10 protein-coding genes are annotated in these 10,257 nt (G+C 70.2%); 6 read left to right on the top strand and 4 right to left on the bottom strand.

The genetic code is table 11. From position 1 onward, the window contains the following. The first annotated feature begins 11 nt into the window (after nucleotides 1-11). Nucleotides 12-899 carry an ATP phosphoribosyltransferase gene (gene hisG, locus ACYF6T_RS19650; RefSeq protein ID WP_461698074.1) on the top strand — a complete coding sequence of 296 codons (888 nt, stop codon included), beginning with the start codon at nucleotides 12-14 and terminating at the stop codon, nucleotides 897-899. A gap of 4 nt (nucleotides 900-903) precedes the next feature. Here the strand turns inward: hisG and ACYF6T_RS19645 are convergent, their stop codons facing one another. Then, nucleotides 904-1,488, bottom strand: a complete 585-nt coding sequence (locus ACYF6T_RS19645; RefSeq protein WP_461698073.1) for an NADPH-dependent FMN reductase — start codon at nucleotides 1,486-1,488, stop codon at nucleotides 904-906. A gap of 378 nt (nucleotides 1,489-1,866) precedes the next feature. Between ACYF6T_RS19645 and ACYF6T_RS19640 the strand changes: the two genes are divergently transcribed. Continuing rightward, a complete protein-coding gene (locus tag ACYF6T_RS19640; protein ID WP_461698072.1) occupies nucleotides 1,867-3,084 on the top strand; it encodes an MFS transporter in 1,218 nt (405 codons plus the stop codon). Between the two features lie 81 nt (nucleotides 3,085-3,165). On the opposite strand, the gene ACYF6T_RS19635 is transcribed toward ACYF6T_RS19640, so the two are convergent. The 3 genes from ACYF6T_RS19635 to ACYF6T_RS19625 form a co-directional block, all read right to left on the bottom strand. Next, the gene (locus tag ACYF6T_RS19635) at nucleotides 3,166-4,749 is read right to left on the bottom strand and encodes a purple acid phosphatase family protein (RefSeq protein ID WP_461698071.1); all 1,584 of its coding nucleotides are present in this window, start codon (nucleotides 4,747-4,749) and stop codon (nucleotides 3,166-3,168) included. A gap of 122 nt (nucleotides 4,750-4,871) precedes the next feature. After that, entirely contained in the window at nucleotides 4,872-6,314 is a 1,443-nt protein-coding gene (locus ACYF6T_RS19630) for a M1 family metallopeptidase (RefSeq protein ID WP_461698070.1), read from the bottom strand. Nucleotides 6,315-6,388: 74 nt separating this feature from the next. After that, nucleotides 6,389-6,868: a CYTH domain-containing protein gene (locus ACYF6T_RS19625; RefSeq protein WP_461698069.1), complete on the bottom strand. Its 480-nt coding sequence runs from the start codon at nucleotides 6,866-6,868 to the stop codon at nucleotides 6,389-6,391. 275 nt (nucleotides 6,869-7,143) lie between these two features. On the opposite strand from ACYF6T_RS19625, the gene ACYF6T_RS19620 reads away from it, so the two are divergent. The 4 genes from ACYF6T_RS19620 (at nucleotide 7,144) to ACYF6T_RS19605 (ending at nucleotide 10,255) form a co-directional block, all read left to right on the top strand. Beyond that, a complete protein-coding gene (locus ACYF6T_RS19620) occupies nucleotides 7,144-7,965 on the top strand; it encodes a hypothetical protein (RefSeq protein WP_461698068.1) in 822 nt (273 codons plus the stop codon). Between the two features lie 37 nt (nucleotides 7,966-8,002). Next, nucleotides 8,003-8,566 (top strand): NUDIX domain-containing protein, encoded by a 564-nt coding sequence (locus tag ACYF6T_RS19615; RefSeq protein WP_461698067.1) that lies wholly within the window; start codon nucleotides 8,003-8,005, stop codon nucleotides 8,564-8,566. 75 nt (nucleotides 8,567-8,641) lie between these two features. Next, nucleotides 8,642-9,103: a hypothetical protein gene (locus ACYF6T_RS19610; protein ID WP_461698066.1), complete on the top strand. Its 462-nt coding sequence runs from the start codon at nucleotides 8,642-8,644 to the stop codon at nucleotides 9,101-9,103. A 153-nt stretch (nucleotides 9,104-9,256) separates the two neighbouring features. Beyond that, complete coding sequence (locus ACYF6T_RS19605; protein ID WP_461698065.1) at nucleotides 9,257-10,255, top strand: Gfo/Idh/MocA family protein; 999 nt, start codon at nucleotides 9,257-9,259, stop codon at nucleotides 10,253-10,255. The last annotated feature ends 2 nt before the right edge of the window (nucleotides 10,256-10,257 follow it).

Raw genomic sequence — 10,257 nt, 5'->3', positions numbered from 1 at the left:
AAGGAGATCGCATGCTCTCCCTGGCTCTGCCCAAGGGGTCCTCCCTGGAGGGGCGCACTCTGGAGCTGTTCGCCGCGGCCGGTCTGGAGATACGGCGCACCTCCCCCCACACCTACCGTGGCAGCATCGAGTACGGCGGCACCATCCGCGTGGCCTTCTACAAGCCGCGCGAGATCCCGCTCGTGGTGGAGAGCGGATCGTTCGACCTCGGTCTGACCGGCGCGGACTGGATCGAGGAGATGGGGGCGAAGGTCGAGACGCTTCAGTCGTTCACGTACGCCAAGCTGACGGACGCACCCTGGCGCATCGTCATCGCCGTCCCGGCGGAGCACCCGGCCAGGCACGCCGAGGAGCTGGCCGCCGGCACACGGGTGGCGTCGGAGTACGTCAACATCGGACGGGACTTCTTCCAGGACATCGGCGTACGCGTGCAGATGGTGCGGTCCTTCGGAGCCACCGAGGCCAAGATCCCCGAACTGGCCGACGCGGTGATCGACGTCGTGGAGACGGGGGATTCCCTGCGGCGCAACGGCCTGCGCATCCTGCAGACCATCCGCACCTGCACGCCCCAGGTCATCGCCTGCCCCCAATCCCTGGCCGATGAGACCACACGTGAGCGCATCCGCAGCCTGGTGCACCGGCTGAGTGCGGCCGGCCCCGGCAAGTCCCGCGTCCTGATCACGACCCGGGTCCGGGTGGACATGCTGCCCGCGGTGACGCCGCTCATGCCCGTCGGGTCCTGGCGGGCGGGGGTGGACCTGGCCGACGCCGACATCGTCGTGCTCCAGGGCCTGGCGCCGCGCAGTGAACTGCTGGCGGTCACGGACGCCATCCTGCAGGCCGGCGCCCTGGAGGTGACCGAGTCCGACGTGCTCAAGAGCGTGTCGGCCCTGGTGTGACCGGTCAGGTGCCGAGGAGGCTCTGCGCCCTCGCCGTCGCCCGGGCGTGCACGGCGATGTCACGCACCATACGGTCCACCCGCTCGTCCAGCATCCCGTCCCCGAGTGCGGTGCCGGGCCCGGCGAACCCGCCCGTGGTGATCACCGCCGTCGGCACGGTGGTCGCGTGCAGGGCCCGGCAGAAGTGGTCCATGGCGCTGATGGCGTTGGCGCCTCCCATGGGAGTGCCGCCCACGGCCATCAAGCCGGCGACCTTCCCGGTGAGCCAGGGCCGCTCGTCGCCCGCCAGGGCCTGGAGGTGGTCGACCGCGTTCTTCAGAGCCCCGCTGATCGTGCCGTGGTAGACGGGACTGCAGAAGACGATCGCGTCCGCCTTGCGCACCGCAGCCAGCAGATCCACCACGGCCGCGGGCGGATCGGTCAGCAAGGACTCCCGGAACACCGGCACGTCATGGCGGCCGAGGGAGTACAGCTCGGTGGCCATTCCCGCGTCCCGGGCGACGGCGAGGGTCCTGCGCAGCAACAGCTCGGCGCCGGAGCCCTCGCGGGTGCTCCCGCCCAGGCCGAGCACGGCCAGCCGGCGATCCATCAGCCCACCGGTCCGTGTGAGCGGCCGGCGCCGGTGCGGGTGTTCGAGGGGGGAAACTCCCCGGACGAACGGTGGGGGTTTTCCGTGCTCGCGCTCCGACAGGTCACCACATCACGGTCCTCTTCAACTGACACAAGGCCCTCCGTCCTGAGCCGTCCAGCGAGATGTCCGTCTTCGTCAGGCAGCGTACGGAGAACCGATCAGTAATGCATCAACATCCCATCAACGCCTCAAAAACGGCGGGCGCTTCCTTTTCCACTGCTCCCTCCCTTTTACTTCCCCTTCGAAGCGGATCCGCCGTACGGAGGCAGCGGATTCACCCTTGCCTTCCTCGTGGTCTTCCTCGTCCTCGCCTTTCTCGCGAAAGGAGCTGCGTTCATGCCCACCGCTTATCGGGCCTTCTTCGCCCAGCACCGGGTACCGTCCTTGTTCACCGCCAATTTCCTCGGCCGGGTCCCGAACGGGATGGCCCCGCTGGGTATCACCCTTTTCCTCCGATCGCATCACCACGGGTTCGGCTTCATAGGACTGGTGGTGGCCGTCTTCCAGTTCTCCCTGGCCGCGGGCGGCCCGCTGCTGGGACGGGCCGTCGACCGGTTCGGTCAGACTCCGGTGCTGTGTGCCGGCGCTCTGGGCTCCGGCACCGGGTACGCCCTGCTCGTCGGCGTGGGGGCCGGGCACCCCCAGGGCGCGCTCGCCGCCGTCGCGCTCGCGGGGTTTCTGGCACCGCCGCTGGAGCCGTGCCTGCGCAGTCTGTGGCCGTCCGTGCTGAGCGGCCCCGAGATGATCGCCACCGCCTACGCTCTCGACGCGGCCTTGCAGGAGATCATCTTCATCACGGGCCCCCTCCTCATCGTACTGGTGGGCGAACTGGCCGGCCGGGGCGTGGCGTTGCTGCTGACGGCAGTGCTCATGCTCGCCGGTACCGCGGCGTACGCGCTGCCCCACCAGGTGGTGCGCACCTGGCGCGGTCGGCCTCAGCAGCCCGACTGGGCCGGTCCGTTGCGGTCGAACGTGCTGCGGCGCTTCGTGCTGGCCATGGTCGGGATCGGCGTCGGACTCGGAGCCATGAACATCGGCATGGTCGCCTATGAGGAGCACGTCGGGCGGCCGGGCCTGTCCGGCATCCTGCTGGGCACCTTCGCCGGCGGATCGATGGTGGGCGGCCTGTGCTACGGCCTGCTGCGCTGGCGCATCCCCCCCACGCAGCGGCTGCCCTGGCTGATGTCGGGCGGCACCCTGGGCTTCGCCCTCCTCATCAGCATCCCGCACCCGGTCGTGGCGCTGATACTGACGGCCTCGGCAGGGCTGTTCCTGTCGCCCGTCATGGCCTGCGGCTTCGCCGTGATCAGCGACTGCGTGCCGAGTGGCACGGCCACAGAGGCGTTCGCCTGGATGGCCACCGCCGTCACCGCGGGCAACGCCCTGGGCGCCTACCTGGCCGGCTGGACCGTACAGCAGGGCGGTCTGCGCGCCTGCTTCGGCCTTCCCGTGCTGGCCGGTCTGACGGCCGCCCTCATCGCGCTGACCCTGCGGCAGGCCGCGCGCCGGGGACCTCTCACGGGCACCCCCGTGGTGGAGGAGGCAGTGCGCTGACGCTGCCGGGGCGCCGCCAGTCATGCACTGGGCGCCCCGGAGCCCCGTCCCGGCCCGGTGACGTCGCCCGCGCTCGCGCCGTCAGGAAACGGTGCGCGCCAAGGTGACGTGGTCGATGCGCTCGCCGTTCTCCGCCAGTGCCGAGACCACGAGTTCGGCTTCGCCGCCGACCGGTGCCGGCCGGCTCTCCACCGCGAGGAAGGAGTAGCCGGCGTAGCGTACGCGCGACCACTCGACCGTTTCGTCCACCTTGGCGTCCTCGCTCACCCAGTAGTAGGTGTCGATGCTGTCCACGTCGTGGACGTTGCCCTCGTAGCTGTCGGGTGCCGTGAACGAGTACAGGCCGGCACCGGCGCCGCCCGCGGTGACGTACACGATGCCGTCGTGCTCGGGGCGGACGGTGGCGCCTATCGGGGCGGGCTGTGCGACCGCGTTCTTCTTGATGGCGTCGGTGCGCTCGTAGATGTGGTTGTGGCCGTTGATGACCAGGTCCACCCCGTGCTCCTCGAAGAGCGGGACCCACGCGCCGCGGACGCCGGCGTCGGAGGCGTGCGCGGTGGTGCAGTAGGCGCAGTGGTGGAAGAAGACGACGACGAAGTCCACCTCGGGCTGCGCACGCAGGGACCTCAGCCGCCGGTCGAGCCAGGAGGTCTGACTGCCGCCGCTCAGGCCGCGGTTGGCGGGTATCTCCACGGTGACGTCGTTGGCGTCCAGCGCGATGACGCCGACGTTGCCGTAGACGAAGGAGTAGCAGCCGGGCGTGTCCGCTTCGCGGGCGCCGTTGCCGGGCATGCTGAAGCGCGCCTCGTGGCCGCCGTAGCCGTTGGGCGAGTACCAGGCCTCCATGTCGTGGTTTCCCATGGTGACCATCCAGGGCACCCGAGAGGCGACGGTCTCGGTCTGCGCCAGGAACTGGTCCCACACCCGGGCGTCATAGGCGTCGTCGGTACTGCCGGAGCCGGAGGTGTCGGCGTAGCAGATGTCTCCGGCGTGCAGGTGGAAGGCCGGGTTGTGGGCGAGGATCAGGCTGTCGTTGGCCAGCGCGTGGTAACTGACTCCCTGGTCCCCGAAGGCGGTGAAGACGAACCCCTCCCGGCGGCCGGCCGGGGGCGCGGTGGTGAAGGAGCCCACGGTGGCGAAGGCACGGGGTGAGGCGGGGTCGAAGCCGTCGTGGCCCACGCCGTAGTAGTACGTGGTGCCCGGACGCAGGCCGTCCAGTGCCGCGTGCAGGTAGTACTGGTCCACGGCCGGGGCCTTGGGGGTCAGTACGGGGGTGTGCAGGACGCGGACCTCCGCCTCGATCTTGCGGCTCAGGTCCCACGGTGCGGTGCCGACGCGCAGGTACGGCCGCCGCACGGCGAGCGGCACCTGCCAGGAGATCCGCATCTGGGTGCGGGCGTCCGCCCCGAAGGCGAGGTGCCGGCCGAAGGGGGCGACCAAGGAACCGTCCACCGCCGGGGAGTGCAGCAGCGGCGTGGGGGCGGCGCTGCGGCTGTGCGCGGCGGCGGGCGCCAGGCCGAGGCCCGGTCCGGCCAGGGCGCCGGCCGCAGCACCGCCGCGGACCAGGCTGCGGCGGGTCAGCCTGGCGCGGAGGTACTCGTGCTGTTCGGCCATGGTCATGCCTGCGGCGAGCCGGTCTGGGATGCCCGTGCGTGGTGTCTTCATCCGGGGAAAATTTCACGAGCACCGCCGCCGGGTAAACGAATGTTGAACAGGGCACGACGGCCCTGCGAACCCGGCGCTGCTGCTAGGAAGGACCTGGTGGGGTGTCCCGCCCGTCCACCCGGTCAGCCCAGCTGCGGGCGCCCCGGCGTGTCCAGCCAGGTGCTGAACAGGTCGTCCAGCTGCTGTCCGGAGATCTTCTCGGCCAAGGAGACGAACTCGGCGGTGGTCGCGTTGCCGTAGCGGTGTGTCAGGTACCAGGTGCGCAGCAGGGTGAAGAAGGCGTCGTCCCCGATGCGTTCGCGCAGCACCTGCAGCGTCATCGCACCGCGGTGGTAGACGGGTGAGCTGAAGAGGGTGTCGCGCTGCGGGTCGGAGACCTTCGTCTGCCAGAAGGCGGAGTCGGCGGGGCGGGAGTCGTAGTCGGCCAGGAAGGAATCGTGCGCGGTGGCGGTCCCCTGGTGCTCGGCCCACAGCCAGGTCGCGTAGGTCGCGAAGCCCTCGTTGAGCCAGATGTCCTGCCAGCGGCTGACCGAGACCGCGTCGCCGAACCACTGGTGAGCCAGCTCGTGCACGACGGTGGTGTCGTAGAGCTGGGACGAGTAGGCGGGTTTCGTCTGCAGTTCCAGCGAGAAGCCGATCTGCGGCACGTTGTCGACGATGGCTCCGGTCTCCTCGAACGGGTAGGGGCCGAAGAGCGTGGACCAGTAGTCCGTGACGGCGGAGGTGAGGCCGTAGACGTCCACGCCGTTGGTGTCGGGCAGGGACGGGTCGATGGCCACGTAGACCGGGATGCCACCGGGCGTGCGTCCGGTGCGGACGTCGAAGTCGCCTATGGTCGCGGTGGCCAGGTAGGTCGCCATGGGCTTGGCCTCGCGCCAGTGGGCCGTCGTGGTCGCGCCGTGACGGGTCGTCGACAGCAGCCGGCCGTTGGACACGGCGGTCAGACCCGTCGGTGCGGTGATCCGCAGGTCGAACGTCGCCTTGTCCGAGGGATGGTCGCTGCCGGGGAACCAGGTGGAGGCGGAGTCCGGCTCGCCGGCCACCAGGACGCCGTCCGACGTTCTGAGCCAGCCGTAGTCCGAGCCGCTGAGGATCGGCCCGTTGCGGGGTTGCGGGACGCCGCCGTACACGACGTCGACGGTGAAGCGGTGCCCGGCGCGCAGCGGGTGCTCGGGGGTGACGACGAGTTCGTCGCCGCTCCGGGTGAACGCGGCACGGTGACCGGAGACCGTCACGGACGTGACGTCCAGTTGCTGGAGGTCCAGGTCGAAGGCGGACAGGTCCTGCTCGGCGCGTGCGGTGACGGCGGCACGGCCGTCGAGCCGGCCGGTGGCAGGGTCGTAGGAGACGTCCAGCCCGTAATGGGCGACGTCGTAACCGCCGTTGCCCAGGTCGGGGAAGTAGGAGTCGCCCACTCCCGCAGCGCCGGGGACCGGCGCCGAGGTCGGCGCGGCCGCGATCAGGCAGGTCGTCAGAGCGGCGACGGCCAGATACGTCCGGCGCCGGGATGCTGTCCTGGTCCGGGAGGAACCTGTGGCGCCGGCAATGGCACCTGGTGCGGGCATGAGTGGTCCCTTTCAGTGGTGCGTATGGGGTCAACCGGTGTGTCCGCGCATCGGCGGCAGCCGGAGGATGGGTGTCAGCCGTCGGTGTCCGGGAGCCCGGCGGTGACGAGGACGGAGTTGGAGTAGCGGACGTCCTCGGTCACCTCGGTGCCGAACCAGGCCGGCGGGCGAAAGCGCCGCGCCTCCTCCTCGGTGGCGAACTCGACTTCCACCATGACCAGTCCGGCCAGGTGCTCGGCGAACACGTCGACGCAGGCGGACCGCCCGTCGGGCAGGGACACGAGGCGACGGGTCTTGGTGACCCGCGCCCCCTCGGTAGCGGGCCACAGGGCGTCGAAATCATCCGCGCTCAGGACGATCTCGTATTCCTGCCTCGTGAGTCCGCGCCCCTTCTTGACCGTGAGCGTGTAGGCGTCGCCGCTCTTCCTGATGCGTACGTGTGCACCGTCCGCCCGCACCAGATAGCCCTGTTGCACCGGAACGGCCGGCACGTCGGTGAACGGGCCGTCGGCCGGTGCGGTGAACTTCCGCTCTATTTCGCTGGGCACGAGCATCGGGTCCTTCCGATCGTCCAAGCCGTGTTGTCCGGAGCGTGCCGATGATCGGCTGCGACTTTCGGCGCCCGCCAGATACACCGAAGTGGGTGTCCTTTCGGGGGTAGCCGATCGTGCACCTCCAACGGTGCGACCCATGGCGCACTTGTCGGCCCTTCGGGCGGGGGCCGATGATTTCAGTACCTGGCCGGAATCTCCGGGGCTCCGCGGCAATCGCGTACGCGTCCGCGACCGAGCAACACCTCTTGGGTGAATCTGCAACAGGAGAAGGTGCGATGGGTGTGCAAGCCGCTTACGACGGCATTCTCGACGGCCTGGGGCCGCGCGGCCTGGAGGCTGTGCTGCGGACATTACCGCGGGCCACCGACGAGCGGAAAAAGGACGACAACCTCGAATTCGTCCGCCGCCTCGGAGCCCCGGCCTGCATCGGTGACCTGCTGTCCGCTTATCTCGACGACGACGAGTCGCTGAAACAGGTCGCGGGCCGCTCCTACCGGCACGTCAATCACTTCGACAAGATCGTCCTGGTGGATCCGGGAATTGTCGGCGGATATCGGCTCACGCTGCACGCGTGGTGTCCTCCCTATACCGAGGACGAACTGTGCGACGAACTCATCCACGACCACCGTTTCAGCTTCTGGTCGACCATCCTGACGGGTCGTCTGGTGTCACAGAACTTCTCCCGCCGACCCGCCGGCATGACGGAGCAGGCCGGTACGGCCGGTGGCGCGGTGACCAGCCTGCGGCAGTACCGCTACAGTCCGGAGAAGGCGGGTGTCTCGACCCAGGCGAACTTCTACCGGTTCGTCGACGAGGCGGCCCTGGAAATGACCGGTGAGTCCGTGGAGGACATGGGCAACGCCTACTACCTGGAATACCACCGCATTCACCGCGTGGTGCTGCCCATGGAGTCGATGACGTGCACTCTCGTGCTGCGCGGGCCACGTGAGCGGGAATTCTCCAACGTGTACAACACCGCCTATCCCTCGACCGACACCCAGTCCGCGAACGTGATGTTCACCCCCGACGAGCTGGCGGGCAAGCTGCGTGCCATCCGGCAGGCGGTCCTCGCCCGTCCCGGTGTCCGCGCCCTTTGAGGGTGCGCACGGCTCACCCGAGGCTTTCCGGGCGGGCGTGCGCGCCGTCGAAACGGTCACGGACGACTGGCTGACCCTTGCCAAGTACCACCTTGAGGTAGCGGATTCGCACGGCGAACCGCGGCAGCTGACCCGGCTGACCGCCCATCGCGGCGACCGCGCGGCAGTCCTGCTGTGCTCCCGCCGCCACGGCACGGTTGTGCTGACCAGCCAGCTCCGCCTTCCCGTAGTGCTGCACGGCCGACCGGACGGCCAACTCCTGGAAGTCCCCGGCGGGTTGCTGGACGAGCAGGACGTCTCCGAGGCCGTGCGACGCGAGGCCGAGGAGGAGACCGGTTTCCGTGTCGCCGCGCTGCGGCCCGTCTGCTGCGTCTACCTGGCCCCGCAGCTCAGCAAGGAACGCACGTACTTGTTCGTCGCCGACTACGACCCGCACGACCGGGTGGGCCCCGGGGGCGGTGTGGCGGCCGAGGGAGAGGACCTCCGCGTGCTCGAAATGACGTTGGAGCAGGCACTCGAACGTGTGCAGCGGCAGCAGCCGGCGGACGCCAAGACCCTGCTGCTGCTGTGGCACGCGCGGGCGCAGCGGCTGTGCGGCTGACGGGCCGGCGCTGCACGCAGTGGTCGTGACCGGCACGTCGGGACAGGGACAAGACACACATGAGAACAGGTGGCCATGACACAGCCCTCCCTCCACACCCCGGCATCGTCGCCCGCCTCTTTGCCCGGGTCGCCGCCCGGCGTCGACTGGCACCACGACAGGGGCATCCTGCACGTCCGCTGCGCACCGGACACCGGGCAGCCGGACGAGCACGACGACGTCCTGACCCGGATCGAGGTGGAGACGGACAACCGGGACAGGGTGACCGACGTCGTCATCAAGGACCTGCCCGCCTCCGTCGTGCGGCGGCTCGCCGGATACACCCGCGCGCCGGTCGACGAGTCCTCGCCCGTGGCCGGTGTCTCCGTCGACCCCGACGCCGGCCGGCTCTGGCTGCACCTGCGCGAAGGCCGGCACGGGCGGCGGCCCGACAGCCGCGGACATGTCCGCCTCTCCTTCGGCCATGGCCAACTGACGGGGGTAGAGGTGCAGTTGCCGGACCGCGGTGCCGCCGAGGCGCCCCACGAACCCCCTTGATGACACCTCTGCGTGCGTCCTCGATCCCGACGCGAGGCGCAGCTACGCCTTCGGCGGCACGGCCCGCTGTCGCGAACGACCCGCCAGCCACCGGCCCGATGCCACCGCACCGCAGGCAGCGGCGACCGACCAGATTCTGGAGGACCAAGCCCGATGAACGTGGCACTCATCGGTACGCGCCGAGCGGCGACGCACGCCCAATGGCTCGCCGCCGCCCCCGGCTTCACCGTCACCGCTATCGCCTACGACACCGACGAGCGGGCCGCCGTCCAACTGGCCGCCCGCCATCCCGGCGCCGAGGTCACCGCGGACGCGCTGTCCCTGATCAAGCGGGAGGACGTCGACATGGTCGTGGTGGCGACGCCGCCCCGCGCCCACGAGGAGATCGTCGCCCTGGCCCTGCGCCGGGATGTGCGGGTGGTCTGCGAGACACCGCTGGCCGCCGACCGGACCACGGCGCTGCGGCTGGCCGAGCTGGCCGCGATCCGCGGCACCCGCGCCCACGCCTCGTTCCCGTGGCGGCACAACCAGGGACTGCGCGAGGCCCGGTCCCGGATGCTCGGCGAGGAGATCGGTGAGATCGTCGCCATCGACCTGGTCCTCCACGACGACTCCCACCTCGGTCCCGGCACCCGCTGGCCGTGGCGGCAGCGCCGCGGCGAGGGCGGCGCCCTCATGGAGCTGGCCCCCCACGCCTTCGACCTGCTGCGCTGGATGACGGATGTCGCCGTGTGGGAGGTCCGCTCGGCCTGGACGCACCGGTTGTCCGACACCCGGCGCGGCCCGCACGGCGACACGGCCGTGGAGGTGGACGACGTGGCGCAGGTGGAGTTGACGGCGTTCGGGCGGGCGACGCGCGCCCGGGTGATGGCCTCGCGGGTCTGTCCCGAACGGTCGATGGAGGTGGTCCTCACCGGCAGCAAGGGCATCCTGCGGATCAAGGCCGACCCCAGCGACGGGTCCTCGGTACTGACCCTGAGGACCGGATCGAGGTCGGTGCAGCGGCTGACGGGACCCGACGACATGAACCCCTACACGCACTTCGACGACGACGCCCTGAGCGCCACCACCGCGACGTTCGACGACGCGCTCGCAGCGCTGGCATCCGCACACACCGCGCTCGCCGTGGCCACACTCCAGAACGAGGCGTGACC

The organism is Streptomyces sp. 7R007 (assembly GCF_054850255.1).
This window is presented reverse-complemented; position numbering and strand designations above follow the sequence as displayed.